Origin of the sequence: Streptomyces sp. MB09-01, assembly GCF_033794505.1 — a bacterium.
GTDB lineage: Bacteria > Actinomycetota > Actinomycetes > Streptomycetales > Streptomycetaceae > Streptomyces.
In genome coordinates, this window is the sequence record NZ_JARAYQ010000010.1 from 54213 (window position 1) to 75222 (window position 21010).

Sequence of the window (21010 nt, forward strand, 5' to 3'; positions counted from 1 at the left end):
GATACAGGACGGTTCAGAGTCGCTCGACGATGGTGGCGACGCCCATGCCGCCGCCGACGCAGAGGGTGACGAGGCCGTAGCGCTTGTCCTGGCGCTCCAGCTCGTCGACGATCGTGCCGAGGATCATCGCGCCGGTGGCGCCGAGCGGGTGGCCGAGCGCGATGGCGCCGCCGTTGACGTTGACCTTGTCGAGGGACAGGCCCATGTCCTTGACGAAGCGCAGTACGACACCGGCGAACGCCTCGTTGATCTCGACCAGGTCGATGTCGTCGATGGTCAGACCGGCCTTGGCGAGGGCCTTGCGGGTGGCGGGGGCCGGGCCCGTGAGCATGATGGTGGGCTCGGAGCCGGAGACGGCCGCCGAGACGATGCGGGCGCGCGGGGTGAGGCCGTTTCGCTCCCCCGCCTCGCGGGAGCCGATCGCGACGAGCGAGGCGCCGTCGACGATGCCCGAGGAGTTGCCCGCGTGGTGGACGTGGTCGATCTTCTCGACCCAGTGGTACTTCTGCAGCGCGACGGCGTCGAAGCCGCCCAGCTCGCCGATGTCCGCGAAGGACGGCTTGAGCTTGGCGAGGGTGTCGGCGGTGGTGCCGGGGCGGACGAACTCGTCGTGGTCCAGGACGATCAGGCCGTTGCGGTCGGTGACCGGGACGACCGACTTGGCGAAGCGTCCGTCCTTGATGGCGGCGGCGGCGCGCTCCTGCGAGAGGGCCGCGTACTCGTCCACGTCGCGCCGGGAGAATCCCTCGATCGTGGCGATCAGGTCGGCGCCGATGCCCTGCGGGACGAAGTTGACGTCCCAGTTCGTCATCGGGTCGTTGAACCAGGCGCCGCCGTCCGAGGCCATCGGGACGCGGGACATGGACTCCACGCCGCCCGCCAGGACCAGGTCCTCCCAGCCGGAACGGACCTTGGCGGCGGCCAGGTTGACGGCCTCCAGCCCGGAGGCGCAGAAGCGGTTCTCCTGTACGCCGGCCACGGTGTCCGGGAGACCGGCGGCGATGGCCGCGATCCGGGCGATGTCGGAGCCCTGGTCGCCGACCGGGCCGACGACGCCCAGCACGATGTCGTCGATGGTGGCGGGATCCAGGCCGGGGTTGCGCTCGCGCAGGGCGTGGACGAGTCCGACGACGAGATCGATCGGCTTGGTGCCGTGCAGGGCGCCATTGGCCTTGCCGCGGCCGCGCGGGGTGCGGATCGCGTCGTATACGTAAGCTTCGGTGCTCACTGGTCAAGCCTTTCGGGAGGTCTGGGTCTTAGCCGAGGAGGGAGCGGCCGATGATCTCTTTCATGATCTCGGTCGTGCCGCCGTAGATGGTCTGGATGCGGCCGTCGGTGAAGGCGCGCGCGACCCGGTATTCGGTCATGTAGCCGTATCCGCCGTGGAGCTGCAGACAGCGGTCGGCGACGCGCTTCTGCAGCTCGGTGGCCCACCACTTGGCCATCGAGGCGTGCACGTGGTCCAGTTCGCCGTTCGAGTGGTCGGTGATGCACCGGTCGAGGAAGGTCCGGGTGACGGCGACCTCGGTGGCCATCTCCGCGATCTCGAAGCGGATGTGCTGGAGCTTGGACAGCGGGCGGCCGAAGGCCTCGCGCTCCTTCACGTACCGGGTGGTGATCTCCAGCAGGTACTCGGCGGCCGCGATGCCGGCCATCGCGATGCCCATCCGCTCCTGCGCGAGATTGGTCATCAGGTGGACGAAGGCGCCGTTCAGCTCGCCGAGCAGGTTCTCCTTCGGGACGCGTACGTCGTGGAAGAACAGTTCGGCGGTGTCCTGGGACTTCTGGCCGATCTTGTCGAGGTTGCGGCCGCGCTCGAAGCCCTCCGCGCCGCGCTCGACGACCAGCAGCGACAGTCCGTGTGCCCCGCCCTCGGGCGTGGTCTTGGCGACCACGATCACCAGGTCGGCGAGGATGCCGTTGGAGATGAAGGTCTTGGAGCCGTTCAGCACCCAGTGGTCGCCGCGGTCCTCGGCGCTGGTCCGGATGCCCTGGAGGTCGGAGCCCGCCCCCGGCTCGGTCATCGCGATGGCGGTGATGGTCTCCCCGGAGCAGAATCCGGGCAGCCAGCGGTGCTTCTGCTCCTCGGTGGCGAGCGAGGTCAGGTACGGCCCGATGATGTCGTTGTGCAGGCCGATGGCCAGCCCCGGGGCGCCCGCGCGGGTGAACTCCTCGGCGATGACGGCGGCGTAGCGGAAGTCGGTGTTCCCGCCGCCGCCGTACTCCTCGGGGACGGCGAGGCCGAGCAGCCCCTGCCGGCCCGCGGCCCGCCAGGCCTCGCGGCTGACGATGCCGTCCTTCTCCCACTGCTCGTAGTGCGGCAGCACCTCCTTGGTGAGGAAGGTGCGCACGGTCTCGCGGAACGCCTCGTGGTCGGCGTCGAAGATCTGGCGTTTCATCGTTCGGCTCCCTAAAGCCAGTTCTTGACGGTTTCGATCAGCCGGGCGGGCTCGGGGCCGACGGGCGTGACGTTGAGCATGGTGACGCCCGCCTCCCGGAAGGCCTCGACGCGCTCGCGCACGTACCCTTCGGGCCCGCAGAGGGTCATCAGTTCGCAGAACTCGTCCGGTACGGCGGCGGCCGCGTCGCGCTTGCGGCCGGAGAGGTAGAGCTCCTGGATCTTCCGGGCCTCCTCCTCGTAGCCGTAGGCCACGGCGAGGTCGTTGTAGAAGTTCTTGCCGACCGCGCCCATGCCGCCGACGTACAGGGCGATCTGCGGGCGCGCGAGGTCCCGTACGGCGGCCGCGTCCTCGCCGATGGCGAGCAGGCCCCCGGCGACGGTCTGCAGCGGGCCGAGCTCCGGCGCCCGCTTCGCCGCGCCCTCGGCGAGGGGCCCGCCCCACACCGCCGCGGCCTTCTCCGGAAGGAAGAGGGTGGGCAGCCAGCCGTCGGCGATCTCGGCGGTCAGCCGCACGTTGGCCGGGCCGAGCGAGGCGATGTAGACGGGGATCGCGTCGCGCACCGGCCGGGTGAGGATCTTCAGGGGCTTGCCGAGCCCGCTGCCCCGCTCCGGGGGCAGCGGCATGTCGGTGATGCCGTGGTGGTCGATCGTCTCGCGCCGCCAGATGCGGCGGCACAGCTCGACGGTCTCGCGGGTGCGGCCCAGCGGCTTGTCGTACGGCTTCCCGTGCCAGCCCTCGACGACCTGCGGGCCGGAGGCGCCCAGTCCGAGCAGGGCCCGGCCGCCCGAGAGCGCGTCCAGTCCTGCAGCCGTCTGGGCGATCAGGCCGGGGGTGCGCGAGTAGACGTTCAGGATCGCCGAGCCGATCTTCAGCCGCTCGGTGCGGGCGGCGAGGTAGCCCATGATCGTCGGGGAGTCGAAGCCCCAGGCCTCGGCGACCCACACGGCGTCGAGTCCGGCCGACTCCAGGGCCGCGGCCTCGTCGGCGGCCCGGCGCGGGTCCCCGGCGTAGTCGAGCAGCATCGACAGTTCCATCAGTCCACCTCCTTGGTGACGAGGGCGGGCACGTCCCAGTCGCGGGCCACGCTCCCCGTGTCCGCCCCCGGCTGGGCGGGGCCTGTGGTGACGGCGGCCGGGGTCGCGGAGAACCGGGGCGCGGGGGCGGGCTGGACGATCCCGCCGAATTCCGTGAAGGTCCCGCGGGCGGCCAGGTGCGGGTGCTGCGGGGCCTCGCGGAGCGAGAGCACGGGCGCCACGCAGGCGTCGGTGCCCTCGAAGACCGCCGTCCACTCCTCGCGCGTACGGGTCCTGAAGCGTGCGGCGACCACCTCGCGCAGCTCGCCCCAGCGGGCGGCGTCCTTGCGGGCCGGGGCCCGGTCCGCGATGCCGAGGAGCTCCACGAACGTGTCGTAGAACTGCTGCTCCAGCGCGCCGACCGCCATGTACCCGCCGTCGGAGGTCTCGTAGGTGCCGTAGAAGGGGCAGCCGCCGTCGAGCAGGTTGGCCCCGCGGCGGTCCTGCCAGCCGCCGGCCGCCATCATCCCGTGGATCATCGCGGTGAGGTGGGCGGTGCCGTCGACGATGGCCGCGTCGACGACCTGGCCGGTGCCGGTGGCCCTGGCGTGCTGGAGGGCGGCGAGGACCCCGATCACGAGGTAGAGCGAGCCGCCCGCATAGTCCCCGACCAGGTTGGCGGGGACGGCCGGGGGCTCTCCCGGGTTCCCGATCATGCCGAGGGCGCCGGTGACGGCGATGTACGCGATGTCGTGCCCCGCGGTCTGCGCGAGCGGCCCCCCCTGGCCCCAGCCGGTCATCCGCCCGTAGACGAGCTTCGGATTGCGGGCGTGGCACTCGGCCGGGCCGACGCCGAGCCGCTCGGCGACCCCGGGGCGGAACCCCTCGACGAGGACGTCGGCCCGCTCGACCAGGTCCAGGACGCGGGCGGGCCCGTCGGCGGACTTGAGGTCGACCAGGACGGAGCGTTTGCCGCGGTTGGTGAGGTCGTAGGCCGGGTCGACCGCGAGCCCGCCGCCTCCGGGCCGGTCCACCCGTACGACGTCCGCGCCCAGGTCCGCGAGGAGCATGGCGGCGAACGGTCCGGGACCGATGCCCGCCAGCTCGACGACGCGCAGTCCGGCGAGCGGGCCCCGCCCGCCCGCGTCGCCGCCGCCGTTCCCTGTCACTGCCATCGAGCCCCCAGCGTCTCCGGTGTGGATCGTGTCCGTGGTGTGCGACTGTGTGACACAACTGATGTAACACCGGTGATGCTAGGAACGTGTTCCACCGAGCACAAGCCCCCGGGCGGCGCTGGGCCGGTATCGCTCGGCGTCGGCGTGTCGAGATCAGGAAGAGCAAGATCAGGCTGTAGGGCCACCCCCCTGATCAACCGCCGCGCGGCTGTGTACTCTGAGCACGCTTTCGAACTTGTTCAAGCGTTCAATCAGAAATATTGGGGGGCCGGTGCGCAGTCGCCGACTTGTAATCTCCGCCGCCGCCATTGCGGCAGGCGTTGGTCTCATACCGGGCGTGGCACAGGCCGACCCGGCCAAGCCCGACGCTCACGGTGCGACCGTTCCCGACCTGGACCTGGGCAAGGCCAAGGGGTCCAAGTCGAAGGGCCACGCCTTCTCCAGCCCCGCCGAGCGCTCGGTCCGCAAGGCCCTTCCCGCCGGCACGGCCGGGGCGGCCGCCGCTCCGCAGGTGCAGTCCGTCGCCGCCAACCCCGACCTCGCCGTCGGCGTGTACGCCTACGGCACCACGGCGCACGGGGTCGAGCTGAACACCTTCATCACGAGCGCCCCCAGCACGCTCGAGGTCACCATCGCCTGGGGCGACGGGAAGACGGACGTGCTCAGCGCGTCCGGCGAGACCGAGCTGACCACGGAGCACACCTACGCCGAGGTCGGGACCTACACGGTCAGGGTCACCGTCAAGGACACCGCGAACGCCGTCTCGGCCGTGAACGAGGTCGCGTTCGTCACCCAGGGCTCGGACTTCACCCCGTACGCCCCCACCCGCCTGCTGGACACCCGCGACGGCACCGGCGCGGTCAAGGGCAAGGTCGCCCCGTACGGCTCGGCGCGCGTGAAGGTCGGCGGCAACGGGGCGATCCCGGCCGGGGTCACCGCCGTGGTCCTCAACATCACCGTCACCAACACCACGGCCGCCGGGCACATCACGGCCTTCGCCGAGGGCACCACCCGTCCGACCACGTCGAACGTCAACTTCAAGGCCGGCCAGACCGTCCCGAACCTGGTCATCGTGCCGGTCGGCAAGAACGGCTACGTCGAGCTGGCCAACCGCGGCTCGCAGTCGGTCGACCTGATCGCGGACGTCACGGGCTACTTCAGCTCCACCGAGTCCAGCGGCTACACCCCGGTCACCCCGTCCCGCTTCGTCGACACCCGCGAGGGCCTCGGCACGGTCAAGGGCCAGCTCGGCGGCCGCAAGACCTTTTCCACCCAGATCGGCGGCCTGCGCGGCGTGCCCCAGGGCATCACCGCCGTGGCGCTCAACGTGACGGTCACCAACCCGAAGGAAGCCGGTCACCTGTCGGTCTTCCCGAGCGGCGGCGCCACCCCGACCGCGTCGAACCTGAACTTCACCCCCGGCCAGACGGTCGCCAACTCGGTGATCGTGCCCGTCGGTACGGACGGCAAGATCAGCGTCTTCAACGGCGCCTGGGCGGGCACCGACGTCGTCGTCGACGTCGTGGGCTTCTACAGCAAGGACAGCAAGAGCGCCTTCGTGCCGCTCGAGCCGGAGCGCCTGCTCGACACCCGCGACCCGGAGCAGTGGGCCTGGGGTCCGCTGGGCGCCCGTAGCTACGTCTACATGCCGCTCTCGTCCGGGGCGCCGAGCATCACGGGCTTCGTGATGAACTCCACGGTCACGAACACGAACGGGGACGGGTTCCTCACGGTCACCCCGGACCCGAACTCGCTCGACGACTACTTCAACGGCACGGAGTTCTGGCCGACGCCGCCCAACTCCTCGAACCTGAACTGGACGAAGGGCGACACCGTCCCGAACCTGGTCCAGGCGAGCACCGGGGCCAACGGCATCATCGACTTCTGGAACCAGGGCTGGGAGGACATCGACCTCGTCGTCGACCTCTTCGGCCTGTACGAGCAGGGCTGATCCGCCGACAGGCGGTTCTCGCAGCGCCCCGGGCGCGGCCGCAAGGCCGTTCCCGGGGCGCTGTTCTCGTCGCGGGCGGCTCTTGCCGCCGGCGACGGCTCGCGCGAGCGGGTCCCGTCGCAGCTGCTCGCCACGGGCGGTTCTCGTCGCACCTGCCCGCACGGGCGGTCGAGCGCCACGCTAGCCTCGGCCACCGGCACCACCGCCACCCCCTGGGAGGAGCGCTCATGAACGCACGGGTCCCGCAGGACCGACCGGAACGGGCCTACGACGTCGTGCTCTTCGGCGCCACCGGGTTCGTCGGGGCGCTCACCGCCGAGTACCTGGCCGCGCACGCGCCCGCCGGCTGCCGGTGGGCCCTCGCCGGCCGGGACCTCGCGAAGCTGGAGCGGCTGCGCGAGCGGCTGGCCGCGATCGATCCGGCGTGCGCGGGGCTGCCGCTGCTGCGGGCGGACGCGGACGACGCCGGGGCCCTGCGCGAGCTCGCCGCGTCCACGCGGGTGCTGGCCACGACCGTGGGGCCGTACGTCTGGTACGGGGCGGAGCTCGTGGCCGCCTGCGCCGAGGCGGGCACGGACTACGTGGACCTCACCGGCGAGCCGGAGTTCGTGGACCGGATGTACGTGGAGCACGACGCGCGGGCCCGGGAGACCGGGGCGCGGCTCGTCCACGCCTGCGGCTTCGACTCGATCCCCGCCGACCTCGGGGCCTACTTCACGGTCCGGCAGCTGCCGGAAGGCGTGCCGCTGACGGTCGACGGGTTCGTACGCTCCAACGCCCTCTTCTCCGGCGGGACCCTGGCCTCCGCGCTGACCGCGCTGTCCCGCGGCCCCCAGACCATGGCGGCCGCCCGGCAGCGCCGGCTGCACGAGCCCCGGCTGCTGGGGCGGCGGGCCCGCGGGCCGGTGGGCGCACCGCGGTTCAGCCGGGAGACCGGCACCTGGGCGATGCCCCTGCCCACCCTGGACCCGCGGATCGTGGCCCGGTCGGCGGCCGCCCTGGAGCGGTACGGCCCGGACTTCCGCTACCGGCACTACGCCTCCGTCAAGCACCTCCCGGTCGCGGTCGGCGGTACGGCGGCGCTGGGCGCGACGGTCGCCCTGGCCCAGCTGCCGCCGGCCCGGCAGTGGCTGATGAACCGCTGGGAGCCGGGGCTGGGGCCGGACGCGGAACGCCGGGCGCGCAGCTGGTTCAGCCTGCGGTTCGTCGGCGCGGGCGGCGGCCGGCGGGTGCTCACCGAGGTGTCGGGCGGCGACCCGGGCTACACGGAGACGGCGAAGATGCTGGCGGAGTCGGCGCTGTGCCTGGCCTACGACGCCCTGCCGGAAGCGGCCGGACAGGTGACGACGGCCGTGGCGATGGGCGACGCCCTCATCGCCCGCCTGCAGAAGGCGGGGATCGCCTTCCGGGTGGCCGACGCCCGCTGACGCGCGCAGGGGCCCGGGCGGCGGCCTACGCGATGGCCTCGCGCAGGGCGCGCCGGCACAGGGAGTCGGCGTGCCGGGTCGTCTCGGGGATCCGGAACCGGGGGCTCAGGGCCAGGGCGTGCGCGCAGGCGTTGTCCAGCGAGACCCGGTGCCCGACGGAGACGTAGACCGGTTTGATCCCGTCCTGCGTGCGCAGCGCCCGCCCGACCTCGGCCCCGTCGGCCGCGAGCAGCGCGGTGGCGTCGCCCCGCCGGGCGCCCGGTTCCTCGTAGGTGAAGGTGAACGGGTTCTTCGCGACGCCGATCGCCGGGAGCCCGGTGACCACGCCGAGGTGGCAGGCGAGGCCGAAGCCGCGCGGGTGGGCGAGGCCGTAGCCGTCGCAGACGACGAGGCCGGGCCCGGTGGTCAGGGCGTCGAGGGCGGCCAGTACGGTCGGCAGCTCGCGGAATGCGAGCAGCCCGGGCACGTACGGGAAGCTGACGTGCCCGACGGCGGTGGCCTCCTCGACGACCTCCAGGGTGGCGGCGTCGAGCACCACGGCCGCGGCGGCGACCAGGTCGCGCTCGTCGTCGTAGGCCACGTCCACTCCCGCGACCAGCCCGCTGCCGGGTGGGGGGCCGGGCTCGGTGAGCACGACCTGATGGCGCAGTTCGTCTTGTATCGCCCGGGCCTCGGCCTCGTCGGCGGGGGTCTTCACACTCGTCATGATGGAGCGAGAGTAGCCTGGCGATCATGTTCGTCATGGAGCTCACGTACACCGCACCCATCGAGGCCGTCGAGGAGGAGATGGACGCCCACATCGCCTGGCTGGACGGCTACTACGCCGCGGGCGTCTTCCTCGCGTCGGGGCGCAAGGTCCCGCGCGACGGGGGCGTGATCCTGGCCGGCGGGGTGTCCCGGGCCGAGATCGAGAAGATCTCGGCCGAGGACCCCTTCACGGTGGCGGGCGTCTGCGCCTACCGCATCACCGAGTTCATCGCGACGAAGACCTCGTCGGACCTGACGACGGTGCGCGAGAACCCGGTGGCGTAGCCGGCGCGACCGTGCGGCCGGTGGAGGGCCGGGCCGGTCAGCGCCGCTCCAGCCGCGCCACCCGCCCCTTCTCACCCGCCGCCCAGCACCCCGTGTCCGCCGCACAGTCGACCGTGTCGAAGGACCCCGGCTCCAGCGGCCGCCAGCTGCGGCCGCCGTCCGCGGTCACGTCCGTGCCCGTCGGCCCCACCGCGAGCGCCGTCCCCCGGCTGTACGGGAACCAGGCCGCGCCCGAGCGGTAGGCGGGCGGCGGGGCCGCCGCCTGGCGCCAGGTGCGCCCCCCGTCGGAGGAGACGGCCGCGGCCTGCGGGGAGGCCTGCCCGGTGCGGTAGTCGCCGCCGACCGCGAGTCCCCTCGTACGGTCGCGGAAGGCGAGGGCGAAGACCCCGCGCGCCGGGTCGCCCGCCGGGACGGTGGATTCGGCGACCCGCCAGGTCAGACCGCGGTCGGCGGAGTGCAGGACCCGCGCGCTCGCCCCGCCGCCCGTGGCCAGCCAGACGTCCCGCGGGCCGGCGCTGACCAGGCACTGGCCGCTCGCGGCGAAGCCCGCCTCGCCCGGCAGCGCCTCGGGCATGTCCCGGGCCGGCAGGACCCGCCAGTTACGCCCGCCGTCGTCCGTGGACAGGATGCGGAACCTGCCGTCCACCGGATCGCTCATCGCCAGTCCGTGCCGGGTGTCGAAGAAGGTCAGGCAGTCGTAGAAGGCGCGCGGGTCGGGGTTGCGGAAGGTCTCGGTCCAGGTGGCGCCGCCGTCCTCGGTGCGCAGCACCCTGGAGGCCTCGCCCTCCCCGATGGACAGGGCCACCGCGCGCCGCGCGTCGAAGGCCTCGATGTCGCGCAGCTCCAGCCCCTCCGCGACCGCTCCGGGCGGCGAGACGTCCTGCCAGCTTCGGCCGCCGTCGACCGTACGCAGCACGGTCCCCTGGGAGCCTGCCACCCAGGCCGTGCTCCGGCCGACCGCCGCGAGCCCCCGGAAGCGTGCGGTCTTCCCGGTCTCCTTCAGCGCCCAGCCGGCGCCCCGTAAGTCCTGCGCCGGCGGGGTCCCCGCGGTCGTCTCCCCGGCCGGGTCCGCCCCGGCGTGGGCGGGGGCGGCCAGCACCCCCACCGCCAGGGCCGCCGCGCACAGGCCCGCTCCAACTCCCAGAAGTCTCATGGCGCCGGAAGCTAACGCACCCCGGATTCGCCGTCCAGAGCGCCTCCCCGGCCCCGCGCGACCACCATGGACGGGAGGGTGCGCAAGAGGAGCGCGGACCGTGCCTTGCGCCTGTGGAGTGAGCGGTTACCAGCCCTTCTGCGGCCCCTCCGGGCCCTGCGGGAACCACTCCTCCTCCTTCGGGCATCTCCCCTCCCCCGGTCACTCTGTGCGATCACACGGATGGGTTCCGGCCAATCGGTGACACAGCTCACGCAACGGCCCATGCACGGATTTGCCGATTCCGGCGTCTATCGGGTTGCCGGGCTCCACCCCACGGCCCGGCAGCAGATCCGCCGCAAGGGAGTGAGCCTTGATCACTGTCATCGAGCAGGCCGCACAGGCCCGTCTGGTCGCCACCGCGCCGAAGGTCGAGACCGTTCCCGTCACGCTCTGCTACGACCGGGCGGATCCCTTCGCCGTGCGGATGGCCTTCCCCGCCCCGGCGACGCTGGAGGGGGTCGAGGTCTCGTGGACCTTCTCCCGCGAGCTGCTGGAGTCCGGGCTGGACCGTCCGTCGGGCCGTGGCGACGTACGCGTGCGCCCGTACGACGGCGACCGGACGACCATCGAGTTCCACGCGGCGGAGGGCGTCGCGATCGTGCTCATGCTGACGGCCGAGCTGCACCGCTTCCTGGAGCGTGCGGCGGCCGTGGTGCCGCCGGGCCTGGAGCACCTCTACCTCGACATGGACCACAGCCTGGCCGAGCTGATGCGCGACACCTGCTGACCCGCCGCCGGTTATTCGATTGCGGGCGGTTCCGGCCGCCCGTAGCTTCGTTGACGCCCCACTGCCGTCGAAACGGAGCAGGACATTGCTCGTCTGAGGTTCGAGACACCGACCACCGACCACCGTGACCCCCGTGGTCGCGGCCGAGCGTCGGCTGTCTCCCCGCGTTGCACTCACCACTCACGCAACCTGGAGGCCTCCATGAGTAACGCCCCTGCTTTCATCACCTGCTCCGCCCTGTCCTTCGACTGGCCCGACGGCACCCCCGTCTTCGACGGCTTCCAACTGGCCGTGGGCCCCGGCCGCACCGGCCTGATCGGGCTCAACGGCTGCGGGAAATCCACCCTGCTGAAGCTGATCGCCGGCGAACTGACCCCGACCGGGGGCCAGTCCTCCGTGGCCGGCTCGGTCGGCTACCTCCCGCAGAACGTCACCCTCGACACCGCGCTGCGCGTGGACGAGGCGCTCGGCATCCGCACCGCCCGCGCCGCCCTCCACTCCATCGAGGCGGGTGAGGCCACCGAGGCGAACTTCACCGCCGTCGGTGACGACTGGGACGTGGAGGAACGGGCCCTGGCCACGCTCGACCAGCTCGGTCTCGCCGGAATCGGCCTGGACCGCACCGTCGGCCAGCTCTCGGGCGGAGAGTCCGTGCTGCTGCGGCTGGCCGCGCTGCTGCTCGCCCGTCCCGACGTCCTGCTGCTGGACGAGCCCACCAACAACCTGGACCTGCGCGCCCGCGGCCGCCTGTACGCGGCCGTCGAGTCCTGGTCCGGGGTGATGCTCGTGGTCAGTCACGACCGGGAGCTGCTGGAGCGGGTCGATCAGATCGCCGATCTGCGCGACGGCGAAGTCCGCTGGTACGGGGGGAACTTCACCGACTACGAGGAGCTGCTCGCGGCCGAGCAGGAGTCGGCCGAGCGGATGGTCCGGGTCGCGGAGGCCGACGTACAGCGGCAGAAGCGCGAACTGTCCGACGCGCAGGTCAAGTTGGCTCGGCGCAAGCGGTACGGGCAGAAGATGTACGAGAACAAGCGCGAGCCGAAGATCGTGATGGGTGCGCGCAAGCGCGCCGCCCAGGAGTCCGCGGGCAAGCACCGGATCATGCACACGGAGAAGCTGGCACAGGCGAAGGAACGCCTGGACCATGCCGTGGAGGCGGTGCGCGACGACGACGAGATCCGGATCCGGCTGCCCGCCACCCAGGTACCGCCGGGGCGGCGCGTGCTGACCCTGAGCGATCTGCACCTGGCCCACGGGGCCTCCGCACCCGGCGAGTGGGAACTGCGCGGTCCGGAGCGGATCGCCCTGGTGGGCCGCAACGGGTCGGGGAAGACCACGCTGCTGCGCACGATCGCGGGGCAGCTCGCACCGGAGTCCGGGGCGGCGGTGGCGCATGTGACCACGCGGTTCCTGCCGCAGCGGCTGGACGTGCTCGACGAGAGCCGGTCGGTCGTGGAGAACGTGGCGCGGTTCGCCCCGCAGGCCACGAACAACCTGATCCGGGCGCGGCTCGCGCACTTCCTGTTCCGGGGCGGCCGGGCGGACCGGCCGGCCGGCACCCTGTCGGGCGGCGAGCGGTTCCGGGCGGCGCTGGCGGCCCTGCTGCTGGCCGAGCCCGCCCCGCAGCTGCTCATGCTGGACGAGCCCACGAACAATCTGGACCTGTCGAGCGTGCGGCAGCTGACGGAGGCGCTGGAGTCCTACGAGGGCGCACTGGTGGTGGCGAGCCACGACGTGCCGTTCCTGGAGTCGATCGGGGTCACCCGGTGGCTGCTGCTGGACGGCGAGCTGCGACCGGCCACGGCCGAGGAGGTCCGGCAAACGCTGTGGCACGGGTGACCGACGGGCGGGGGCGGACGCGATCCGCCCCCGCCCGTCGGCCGCCGTGTACCAATTTGGGCCGTCAAGGCAGGACGGCGTACCACCTACTGGCGTGATTTTGCCGTCTCGATCCCCTCTCACACCCCTCACAAACTGCACAGATAACTGGATGTAACCAGACATACACCTGGGCGGGACTTGGCTGGCCTTGATGCCGCGCTTAACCTACGACTCCGTAGGCTACGGAACCGTAGGTAATTCGCTTTGCACTCAGGAGTACCCGTGACGATCACCTCTCCCCACCTCGGCAGCTCGGAGGCGTGGACAGACGCCAAGCTGCTGTTCGCGCTGGAAGAGGTGGTCGAGAAGGAACTCAACCGCCACCTGAAGGTCACCAAGGACTGGATGCCCCACGAGTACGTCCCGTGGAGCGACGGCCGGAACTTCCCGGGCTTCTTCGAGGACGGCGAGGCCTGGGACCCGGAGCAGTCCAAGGTCACCGACATCGGCAAGATCGCGCTCGTCGTGAACCTGCTGACCGAGGACAACCTCCCCAGCTACCACCACGAGATCGCCACCCTCTTCGGGCGCAACGGCGCCTGGGGCACCTGGGTGCACCGCTGGACGGCCGAGGAGGGCCGCCACGGCATCGTGATGCGCGACTACCTGCTGGCCTCGCGCGCCGTGGACCCGGACAAGCTGGAAGCGTTCCGCATGCAGCACATGTCGGAGGGCTTCGAGTCCGACAACCGCCACTCCATGCTGCACTCGGTGGCGTACGTGGCCTTCCAGGAGCTCGCCACCCGCATCTCGCACCGCAACACCGGCCACCAGTCCGGTGACCCGGTCTGCGACCGGATGCTGGCGCGCATCGCGCAGGACGAGAACCTGCACATGGTCTTCTACCGCAACCTGCTGGGCGCGGCCTTCGAGCTCGCCCCGGACCTGACCATGCAGGCCGTCCGGGACGTCGTGGTCAACTTCCGGATGCCCGGACACGGCATGCCCGGCTTCGAGCGGATGGCCGCGCAGATGGCGATCGGCGGGGTCTACAACCTGCGGATCCACCACGACGACGTGCTGAGCCCCGTGATCCGCTTCCTGAAGATCATGGACATCGACGGCCTCGGCCCCGAGGGCCAGAAGGCCCAGGAGGAGCTCGGCCTGTTCATGAACGGCCTCGACAGCGAGGCCCGCAAGTTCGACGAGCGCCTGGCCGCCCGCGCGGCACGGATCGCGGCCCGCAAGGGCTGACCTGTTTCCGCTCGCTCGGGCGAGTGACGCCGATTGCCCTGGCAGAGCCGTGCTCTGCCAGGGTTTCGCGTCATGACCTCGCTCCAGGTGGACATCGACCAGCTGACCCGTCTGACCCGCGCCCTGGACTCCTCGCTGCTCTCCCTGCGGGAGGCGCGGCGCGCGCTGGAGCACGTACGGCCCGACCAGCTGGGCACGGCCGATCTCGACGCGGCGTGCGACGGCTTCCAGGAACGGTGGGCCCACGGCACGCGGGAGCTGACCAGACGCGTCAAGACCGTGCGGGAGGGCGTGGACCGCAGCGCCGCGGAGTACGCGGAGCTGGAGGAGGCCGTCCGCGCCGCCTTCCGCCGGGCGGTGGCCGCGCATGGCTGACCACGCGGCGCTGGGCTTCGACCCGGCGCCCGGCGATCCGGCGTCGGTCCAGGCCCTGACGAAGACGCTCGCCGCGTCGGCGCACTCCCTCGGGGAGGCCTCCCGCGTCGTGAGGGACCTCGTCTCCCACAGCTCGCAGTGGAAGGGCGAGGCGGCGACAGCCTTCCGCGCCTCCCTCTCACAGGACCTCCCCCGCTACCTGGGCGCGGCCCACACCTCCCTCGCGGAGGCCGCCCGCCGGCTCACCGGCTGGCACGACACCCTGGTCGCGCACCGCGCACTGGCCGCCCGCTACGAGGCCCAGGCCGCCGCGGCCAAGACGGACGAAGCCCTCTCCGACACCCGCCGCCTGGCCCGCGAACTCGCCGCCGAACACGCGGCGGCGGCGAGCCGCGTCGCCCGGACCCTGACCGCGGCGACGGACCGGCTGGCCCCGAAGGAACCGGGCATGCTGGCCTCGATCTGGCACAAGATCGTGGACGACCCGGGCGACGCCTTGTCGAACGCGTCGGCGATCCTGGGTTTCGTCGGCGCCCTCGTGTCACTCGCCTGCCCGCCTGCCGGGCTCGCGATCATGCTCGTCGGGAGCGGCCTGTCTTTGGCGGCTTTGGCGATGCACACCTCTGACCCAAAATTCCGGAAGTCCATCGGGGATGGTGTCACGAAGGGCGAGTTCGACGCGGACTTCTGGAAGAGCAGCGTGACCCTGGTAGGCGACCTCGCAGGCACGGTCCCTGGCGTGGCTGCAGTTGCCTCCGGCGCCAAAGCCGGCACCGCGGCCGCCCGCGCAGCAATGGCAGCCGCGCCGGAGGGCAGCGCTTTGGCAGGGCTGTCTCCTGGGGCCACCGCGTTCCGCCATAGCGCATGGACCAGCGCCGAGGAGCTGCGGCAGGTGGAGAGCCCCCTCACCGGATGGGCCATGCGGTCAGCGACTCAGGGCACCCGAGACCGGGTGGGTGTGGCCGTGGCCGGTACAGGTGCCGCGACCGCCGGTCTCGACTACGCCTCGGACAACGAAACGATTGAACACGGCTCGACAGCGATGGACGGTGCCCGAGGGGCCCTGGACGACGCTCCTTCCGCCATCAGGAAATCGGGGCGCGTCTGGTCGGGGTTGATGCCGTGACACCTCACCGCAGCATCCCGCCGGTCTGGTTCCGCCTCCCTCCCGGCTTTCACGACATTGGCCCCGGCGACCGAGCATCCCTGCTCGTCGTTGCCGAAGCCCTGGGCAGTCCTGATGCTCAAAGGGAACTGTCTCAGCTCCTGGATGGCCTTGAGGGACTGGCAGGACACGACGTCGTACACACCGCGCTCGGCTTTCACCCCGAGGATCCGGCCGGGGTCACCACCTCACTGTTCTCTCTGACCATCCAACATGCAGAACAACCCAACCCCCGGCTCACCGTGGCGCGCACGGCCCTGGCCATCGCACGCTCCTCCTTGTGGAAGAGCTCCATTCGCAGGTTCATCGATCTGCCATCAGCTCTCCCGTGCTGCCTCGTTGCCGGCATCATTTCCGTGCCCGGTGTGGAGCAGCGACTATTTCAGGCCAGGGTCGCGACCGTGCATCCAGATGGGCTCCACCTGCTCGTGCTCGATCTGACCAGCGCCTCCACACAGCACGCCGACGCGTACACGGACATCCTCGAAGCCGTGGCGCACACCGTCCTCTTCACGGACCCCGAGCCGAGCACTCCGACGGCGACCAAGACCTCGCGCGTCCTGGAGGTACTCCTGTGAGTTTCACGCTCACAAAGGTGGCGTGGGACCACCCTCCGACGGTTGTCGGCTACAAACGGTTGGTCCTACGACGGATCGGATGGGTCCTCAGCCTCGGAGGCCCGCCTCTGATCGCCCTGGCCTGCGTTGACCGCATCCCCTATGCAGGAACGGCCTTCGCCCTCATCACGCTGCTGGTTACGCCCCTGCTTCCCTGGGTAGTCATCGCCTACTTCAGGCGGCGGCGCGTCGCCGCCGTCCTGCAGGCCTACCCCTGGCGAGAGTGGCCGTGCCAGCATCCGCCCCGGCCGCCCGGGAGCCCCGGGACCATCGTCATCCCGTTCCGGGAGGACTTCACGGCCACGTTCCGATTCATCCCGTTCCCCGTCGTGCTCACACAACTGGACAACGCCCACCCGGACCGGATCTGGTTCGCAGGGGATCCTCGCTTCGGTGGGGTCGTCTCGCCCGTCGGGGGGCACTATCCCGTGCGGGTCGTACCCCACACGCCGCGCCGCGAGGAGTGTGGTGGCGAAGGGTTCGACCTCGCACGGCGGGTGGGGCTGGTTCGGGCGAGTGGCAAGGGGACGCGGACCTGATCAGTGGCGGGGGCGGAGGGCGAGGCGTTCGGCTTCTGAGAGGCCGCCCCAGACGCCGAAGCGCTCGTCATTGGCCAGGGCGTACTCCAGGCACGCCGCCCGCCCCTCGCACGCCCCGCACAGCCGCTTCGCGTCGCGCAGCGACGAGCCCGGCTCCGGGAAGAAGAAGCCGGGGCCCGTCTGGGCGCACAGGGCGAGTTCGTACCAGGCGGTGTCGGTGGCTGCGGCAGTGGTGTTCATAGACATGCCGCAGATACTGGCCGCCCCCGATGGACGTCCGATCAACGCCTGATCAACACCCCGTCACCACTTCTCCGTCCGCCTCGAGCATCTCACCCCCCACTGACAGCGGCCCCGCCCGAACAGGGGCCAGATCCCCGGCGGGACCCGGCCCTCGGCGTCCAGGGCGGCTCCCCACCGCCGCGGTCCTCGTCGGTGAAGCGGGACGGGGCGGGCCCGGGAAGGACCCGTACCCTGGGCGCCGCGACGGCAGGGGCGGACGTCAGTCCTCGTGCTTGGCGCGGCTGGGCTGGACGCGTTTGGGCTCGCCCGGCATCTTCGGGTAGTCCGGGGGGTAGGGCATGTCGCCCAGGCCGTGGTCGTGTTCGTCGCGGGCCGCGAGTTCCAGTACGGCGTCCAGGGTGAAGGCGTGTTCGTCCATGTCGGCGTGCAGGTCGCCCAGTTCGGCGAAGCGGCCCGGCATCGTCACGATGTCGAAGTCGCGCGGCTCCGCGTCGTCCACCTCGTCCCAGCGCAGCGGCGCCGAGACCGGGGCGTGCGGGCGGGGGCGGACGGAGTAGGCGGAGGCGATCGTGCGGTCGCGGGCCGTCTGGTTGTAGTCGACGAAGATCCGCTCGCCGCGTTCCTCCTTCCACCAGGCCGTCGTGACCTTGCCCGGCATCCGGCGTTCGAGTTCCCGGCCGAGGGCGATGGCGCACCGGCGGACGTCGGTGAAGGTCCAGCGCGGGGCGATCGGCACGAAGACGTGCAGCCCGCGTCCGCCCGAGGTCTTGGGCCAGCCGCGCAGGCCCAGCTCCTCCAGCAGGGCGCGCAGCTCGTGGGCGGCCGCCACCGCGTGGTGGTAGTCGGTACCCGGCTGCGGGTCCAGGTCGATGCGCAGTTCGTCGGGGCGGTCGGTGTCCTCGCGGCGTACCGGCCAGGGGTGGAAGGTGAGGCAGCCCAGGTTGGCGGCCCACAGGACGGCGGCCGGCTCGGTCGGGCAGATCTCGTCGGCCGAGCGGCCGCTCGGGAAGGAGATGTGGGCGGTCGGGATCCAGTCGGGGAGGTTCTTCGGCGCCCTCTTCTGGAAGAAGGACTCGCCCTCCACCCCGTCCGGGAAGCGTTCCAGGGTCGTGGGCCGGTTGCGCAGGGCTCGCGTGATGCCGTCCGCGACCGCCAGGTAGTACTCGGCCACGTGCCGCTTGGTGAGGCCGCGCTCCGGGAAGTACACCTTGTCCGGGCTGGACAGCCGTACCGTCCGCCCGCCCGCGTCCAGCTCGATCGCACTACCGGCAGCACCCATGTGCGCCACGGTAGGCGGCCTCGGGCGAGGGCGCATACCGGGCGCGGCCGGACGTACCACCGCAGAATCGAAGGCATGGATCTGCCAGTGATGCCGCCCGTGAAACCGATGCTCGCCAAGTCCGTGTCGAAGATCCCGCCCGGCATGCAGTACGAGGCCAAGTGGGACGGCTTCCGGGCCATCGTCCATCGCGACGGCGACGAGATCGAGATCGGCAGCCGCACGGGCAAGACCCTCACCCGGTACTTTCCCGAGATGGCGGAGGCGCTGAAGGGCAATCTGCCCGACCGTTGCGTCGTCGACGGCGAGATCGTGATCGTTCACGGCGGGCGGCTCGATTTCGACCGGCTGACCGAGCGGATCCATCCCGCGCAGTCCCGTGTCGCCCTGCTGGCCGAGGCCACCCCCGCCAGCTTCGTCGCCTTCGACCTGCTCGCGCTGGGCGACGAGTCGCTCCTCGAAACGCCGCTCACCGACCGCCGTGCCGCCCTGGTCCGGTCACTCTCCACTGCTCGGCCCCCCGTCCACCTCGCGCCCGCGACCACCGATCCCGCGCTCGCGCAGGAGTGGTTCGAGCGGTTCGAGGGCGCCGGGCTCGACGGAGTGATCGCCAAACCGCTCGATCTCCCCTACCGCCCCGATGCCCGCCTCATGTTCAAGATCAAGCACGAACGTACCGCCGACGTCGTCGTGGCGGGTTTCCGTTTCCACAAGAGCGGTCCGATTGTCGGATCGCTGCTCCTCGGCCTGTACGACGCCCATGGCACCCTCCAGCACGTGGGCGTCTGCGCGGCCTTCCCCATGAAGCGCCGCGCCGAGCTGGTGGAGGAACTCGAACCCCTGCGGATGCCCGACCCGGCCGGACATCCGTGGGCCGCCTGGGCGGATGAGTCCGCCCACGAGAGCGCCCGGCTGCCGGGCGCGCAGAGCCGCTGGACCGGCAAGAAGGACCTGTCCTGGGTGCCGTTGCGGCCCGATCGGGTCGTCGAGGTGAAGTACGACCACATGGAGGGCGACCGCTTCCGGCACACCGCGCAGTTCCACCGCTGGCGGGAGGACCGGACACCGGAGAGCTGCACCTACACCCAGCTGGAGGAGGTCGTCGGCTACGACCTCGCCGAAGTGCTCGGCCCGGCCGCCGGTACCGCAGGCGCTTCCGGTACCGCAGACGCCTCCGGCAGCGGAGGTTCCGCGGGCTGAGCGCCCCACCCAGGCCCCGCCGTCAGCTCCTCCCACTCCGCCCGGTCCGGCCCCGCCTCGTGCGGGACGTAGTCCGGGCGCGCGGCCAGCCAGCGCGCCACCCGGGCCCTGACCTCCGGATCCGCGTACGCCCGCTCCGGCGGCTCGGCCAGGTGCCGGACCCTCGCCCGCGCCCGCATCACCTCGGGGTCCTCCAGTGCGCAGTCGAACAGCGCGGCCACCTCGCGCGCCGTCCCCTGACGCCCGGCCCGGGTCGCGAAGCGCTCCCCGATGGCCGCGTCGGCGACCACCTGGAAGTCGAACCACGGCTTCAGCGTGCGCACCGCCCATTCGTGGTGGCGGACCGCGAACCGGGCCGACCCCGGGTCGCGGTGTGCCGTACGGGCCACCCTCCGCGCGGCCCACAGCGCGAGCGAGGTGCCCTGCCCCAGCGTCGGATTGGTGTGCGTGATCGAGTCGCCGACGGGCACCAGCCCGGTCACCACCGGGCCCCGCTCGTCGACCAGCGCGCTCCACCGGTTGTCCAGGCTCGCCGTGGCCCGTACGTCCGACAGCGGCTCGGCCCCCAGGGCCAGCCAGGCCCCACCGGACGGGAAGGTGCGGGCCGCCCGCTCGAAGACGGCGGGGTCGCGCAGCGCCGAGCGGGTGGGGTCCGAGGTGTGCACGAACAGCGTCACTGCGAACACCCGGTTGTCGGCCGGGAAGACCGCGCATCCGGCGAAGGCCCCGCCGGTCACCGCCCAGGGCCGGCCCGGCCCCTCGTCCATGCCCTCGGGCAGCCGGTACCAGCGGCAGAAGTAGGCGAGCCCCGTACGGTGCCGTTCCACCACGGGCGGCCGGCAGCCCGCCTCGGCCAGCCTGCGCTCGACGCCCCCGCGTCGCCCGCCCGCGTCCACGACGAGGTCCCCCTCGTAACGTCCGGCCTCGGTGGTCACTCCCGTCACGTGGACCTCCGGTGCTTCGGCCGGCCCCGGGACGGTGATCAGCCCGGTGACCGGCTCCCCGTACCGGACGACGACGCCCGCCTGCGCGCGCAGGGCCGTGGTCAGCGCGCTCTCCAGCACGATGCGCCGGGCCTGGAGCAGGACGAGGTCCTCGTCGCCGGGGAGGGCGGGGGGCCGGACCTCGAACCAGTCCAGCTCGTGCCGCTCCCGGGCGCCGAGTCCGAGCATCTCCGTGTAGACGTCGGGCAGTTCGTCCCGCAGGACGGTGCGGGCGGCCCCGAGCAGCACGTGCGGCTGGACCGCCTGCGGTACGGTCGGCCGGCGCCAGCCGAAGAAGTCACGGTCGAGGGCGGTGCCCGGAGCGCGCGTATCGCGCTCGAAGAGTTCCGCCGTGTGTCCGTGCCGCGCCGCGAGCAGGGCCGTGGCCAGCCCTCCGACTCCTCCGCCGATGACCAGTACATGTGCCATGGAGCGTCCCCCCGAACCATCGGACCGTTGGACCGTACGACGATCACACCGTCCAGAGCCTGCGCGGACGGACGGTGGCCGAAACCCGCACAGTTGTCCGATACGAGCCGTGCGCCGCCCGGCCGACCCGACCGCCCGACCGCCCGACCGCCCGACCCCAGCGACCGCCCGTCCCCACCG

The 21010-nt window shown here is 72.0% G+C and carries 20 protein-coding genes; 11 read left to right on the plus strand and 9 right to left on the minus strand.

Features of this window, described 5'->3' with window-relative positions; all coding sequences use genetic code 11:
* Nucleotides 1-13: 13 nt before the first annotated feature.
* Genes PV721_RS03865 through PV721_RS03880 form a run of 4 tightly spaced genes read right to left on the minus strand, consistent with a single transcriptional unit; the run spans nt 14 to nt 4590 of the window.
* On the minus strand, nt 14-1228 hold the full coding sequence (locus PV721_RS03865; RefSeq protein WP_319721357.1) for an acetyl-CoA C-acetyltransferase: 1215 nt from the start codon (nt 1226-1228) through the stop codon (nt 14-16).
* Between the two features lie 28 nt (nt 1229-1256).
* Nucleotides 1257-2399 carry an acyl-CoA dehydrogenase family protein gene (locus tag PV721_RS03870; RefSeq protein ID WP_319721358.1) on the minus strand — a complete coding sequence of 381 codons (1143 nt, stop codon included), beginning with the start codon at nt 2397-2399 and terminating at the stop codon, nt 1257-1259.
* Nucleotides 2400-2410: 11 nt separating this feature from the next.
* Nucleotides 2411-3436 (minus strand): LLM class F420-dependent oxidoreductase, encoded by a 1026-nt coding sequence (locus PV721_RS03875; protein WP_319721359.1) that lies wholly within the window; start codon nt 3434-3436, stop codon nt 2411-2413.
* Entirely contained in the window at nt 3436-4590 is a 1155-nt protein-coding gene (locus tag PV721_RS03880) for a CaiB/BaiF CoA-transferase family protein (RefSeq protein WP_319721360.1), read from the minus strand. Before PV721_RS03880 ends, PV721_RS03875 begins: the two co-directional genes overlap by 1 nt.
* Before the next feature lie 337 nt (nt 4591-4927).
* Here PV721_RS03880 and PV721_RS03885 point away from each other — a divergent pair, with 337 nt between their 5' ends.
* Nucleotides 4928-6541 (plus strand): PKD domain-containing protein, encoded by a 1614-nt coding sequence (locus PV721_RS03885; protein ID WP_319721361.1) that lies wholly within the window; start codon nt 4928-4930, stop codon nt 6539-6541.
* A 227-nt stretch (nt 6542-6768) separates the two neighbouring features.
* Nucleotides 6769-7968: a saccharopine dehydrogenase family protein gene (locus PV721_RS03890; RefSeq protein WP_319721362.1), complete on the plus strand. Its 1200-nt coding sequence runs from the start codon at nt 6769-6771 to the stop codon at nt 7966-7968.
* 25 nt (nt 7969-7993) lie between these two features.
* On the opposite strand, the gene PV721_RS03895 is transcribed toward PV721_RS03890, so the two are convergent.
* Nucleotides 7994-8674, minus strand: coding sequence for an endonuclease V (locus PV721_RS03895; protein ID WP_319721363.1), 681 nt, complete (start codon nt 8672-8674; stop codon nt 7994-7996).
* Nucleotides 8675-8700: 26 nt separating this feature from the next.
* Between PV721_RS03895 and PV721_RS03900 the strand changes: the two genes are divergently transcribed.
* Nucleotides 8701-9000 (plus strand): YciI family protein, encoded by a 300-nt coding sequence (locus tag PV721_RS03900; RefSeq protein ID WP_319721364.1) that lies wholly within the window; start codon nt 8701-8703, stop codon nt 8998-9000.
* Between the two features lie 37 nt (nt 9001-9037).
* On the opposite strand, the gene PV721_RS03905 is transcribed toward PV721_RS03900, so the two are convergent.
* On the minus strand, nt 9038-10153 hold the full coding sequence (locus PV721_RS03905) for an oxidoreductase (RefSeq protein WP_319721365.1): 1116 nt from the start codon (nt 10151-10153) through the stop codon (nt 9038-9040).
* A gap of 352 nt (nt 10154-10505) precedes the next feature.
* Between PV721_RS03905 and PV721_RS03910 the strand changes: the two genes are divergently transcribed.
* The 7 genes from PV721_RS03910 to PV721_RS03940 all read left to right on the plus strand — a co-directional run bounded on the left by PV721_RS03910 (nt 10506) and on the right by PV721_RS03940 (nt 16696).
* Nucleotides 10506-10922 (plus strand): SsgA family sporulation/cell division regulator, encoded by a 417-nt coding sequence (locus PV721_RS03910; RefSeq protein ID WP_319721366.1) that lies wholly within the window; start codon nt 10506-10508, stop codon nt 10920-10922.
* A 201-nt stretch (nt 10923-11123) separates the two neighbouring features.
* The gene (locus tag PV721_RS03915) at nt 11124-12764 is read left to right on the plus strand and encodes an ABC-F family ATP-binding cassette domain-containing protein (protein WP_319721367.1); all 1641 of its coding nucleotides are present in this window, start codon (nt 11124-11126) and stop codon (nt 12762-12764) included.
* A 264-nt stretch (nt 12765-13028) separates the two neighbouring features.
* The gene (locus tag PV721_RS03920; protein ID WP_319721368.1) at nt 13029-14000 is read left to right on the plus strand and encodes an acyl-ACP desaturase; all 972 of its coding nucleotides are present in this window, start codon (nt 13029-13031) and stop codon (nt 13998-14000) included.
* A 72-nt stretch (nt 14001-14072) separates the two neighbouring features.
* On the plus strand, nt 14073-14375 hold the full coding sequence (locus PV721_RS03925; RefSeq protein WP_319721369.1) for a hypothetical protein: 303 nt from the start codon (nt 14073-14075) through the stop codon (nt 14373-14375).
* Nucleotides 14368-15501 (plus strand): hypothetical protein, encoded by a 1134-nt coding sequence (locus tag PV721_RS03930; protein ID WP_319721370.1) that lies wholly within the window; start codon nt 14368-14370, stop codon nt 15499-15501. Before PV721_RS03925 ends, PV721_RS03930 begins: the two co-directional genes overlap by 8 nt.
* A 440-nt stretch (nt 15502-15941) precedes the next feature.
* Nucleotides 15942-16118 carry a hypothetical protein gene (locus PV721_RS03935; protein WP_319721371.1) on the plus strand — a complete coding sequence of 59 codons (177 nt, stop codon included), beginning with the start codon at nt 15942-15944 and terminating at the stop codon, nt 16116-16118.
* Nucleotides 16115-16696 (plus strand): hypothetical protein, encoded by a 582-nt coding sequence (locus tag PV721_RS03940; protein ID WP_319721372.1) that lies wholly within the window; start codon nt 16115-16117, stop codon nt 16694-16696. The genes PV721_RS03935 and PV721_RS03940 overlap by 4 nt, the downstream gene beginning before the upstream one ends.
* On the opposite strand, the gene PV721_RS03945 is transcribed toward PV721_RS03940, so the two are convergent.
* Together PV721_RS03945 and ligD are read right to left on the minus strand one after the other, a co-directional pair.
* Entirely contained in the window at nt 16697-16942 is a 246-nt protein-coding gene (locus PV721_RS03945) for a WhiB family transcriptional regulator (protein WP_319721373.1), read from the minus strand.
* Nucleotides 16943-17198: 256 nt separating this feature from the next.
* Nucleotides 17199-18218, minus strand: a complete 1020-nt coding sequence (gene ligD, locus PV721_RS03950; protein ID WP_319721374.1) for a non-homologous end-joining DNA ligase — start codon at nt 18216-18218, stop codon at nt 17199-17201.
* Between the two features lie 75 nt (nt 18219-18293).
* On the opposite strand from ligD, the gene PV721_RS03955 reads away from it, so the two are divergent.
* Entirely contained in the window at nt 18294-19418 is a 1125-nt protein-coding gene (locus PV721_RS03955) for an ATP-dependent DNA ligase (RefSeq protein ID WP_319721375.1), read from the plus strand.
* On the opposite strand, the gene PV721_RS03960 is transcribed toward PV721_RS03955, so the two are convergent.
* Complete coding sequence (locus PV721_RS03960) at nt 19325-20830, minus strand: NAD(P)/FAD-dependent oxidoreductase (protein WP_319721376.1); 1506 nt, start codon at nt 20828-20830, stop codon at nt 19325-19327. The genes PV721_RS03955 and PV721_RS03960 overlap by 94 nt on opposite strands.
* Nucleotides 20831-21010: the final 180 nt, after the last annotated feature.

Excerpts from the sequence above, each read along its gene's own strand:
- PV721_RS03870 (WP_319721358.1), bottom strand. The coding sequence starts at position 2,399 with ATGAAACGCCAGATCTTCGACGCCGACCACGAGGCGTTCCGCGAGACC.
- PV721_RS03875 (WP_319721359.1), bottom strand. The coding sequence starts at position 3,436 with ATGGAACTGTCGATGCTGCTCGACTACGCCGGGGACCCGCGCCGGGCC.
- PV721_RS03880 (WP_319721360.1), bottom strand. The coding sequence starts at position 4,590 with ATGGCAGTGACAGGGAACGGCGGCGGCGACGCGGGCGGGCGGGGCCCG.
- PV721_RS03890 (WP_319721362.1), top strand. The coding sequence starts at position 6,769 with ATGAACGCACGGGTCCCGCAGGACCGACCGGAACGGGCCTACGACGTC.
- PV721_RS03895 (WP_319721363.1), bottom strand. The coding sequence starts at position 8,674 with ATGACGAGTGTGAAGACCCCCGCCGACGAGGCCGAGGCCCGGGCGATA.
- PV721_RS03900 (WP_319721364.1), top strand. The coding sequence starts at position 8,701 with ATGTTCGTCATGGAGCTCACGTACACCGCACCCATCGAGGCCGTCGAG.
- PV721_RS03905 (WP_319721365.1), bottom strand. The coding sequence starts at position 10,153 with ATGAGACTTCTGGGAGTTGGAGCGGGCCTGTGCGCGGCGGCCCTGGCG.
- PV721_RS03915 (WP_319721367.1), top strand. The coding sequence starts at position 11,124 with ATGAGTAACGCCCCTGCTTTCATCACCTGCTCCGCCCTGTCCTTCGAC.
- PV721_RS03925 (WP_319721369.1), top strand. The coding sequence starts at position 14,073 with ATGACCTCGCTCCAGGTGGACATCGACCAGCTGACCCGTCTGACCCGC.
- PV721_RS03930 (WP_319721370.1), top strand. The coding sequence starts at position 14,368 with ATGGCTGACCACGCGGCGCTGGGCTTCGACCCGGCGCCCGGCGATCCG.
- PV721_RS03945 (WP_319721373.1), bottom strand. The coding sequence starts at position 16,942 with ATGTCTATGAACACCACTGCCGCAGCCACCGACACCGCCTGGTACGAA.
- ligD (WP_319721374.1), bottom strand. The coding sequence starts at position 18,218 with ATGGGTGCTGCCGGTAGTGCGATCGAGCTGGACGCGGGCGGGCGGACG.
- PV721_RS03955 (WP_319721375.1), top strand. The coding sequence starts at position 18,294 with ATGGATCTGCCAGTGATGCCGCCCGTGAAACCGATGCTCGCCAAGTCC.
- PV721_RS03960 (WP_319721376.1), bottom strand. The coding sequence starts at position 20,830 with ATGGCACATGTACTGGTCATCGGCGGAGGAGTCGGAGGGCTGGCCACG.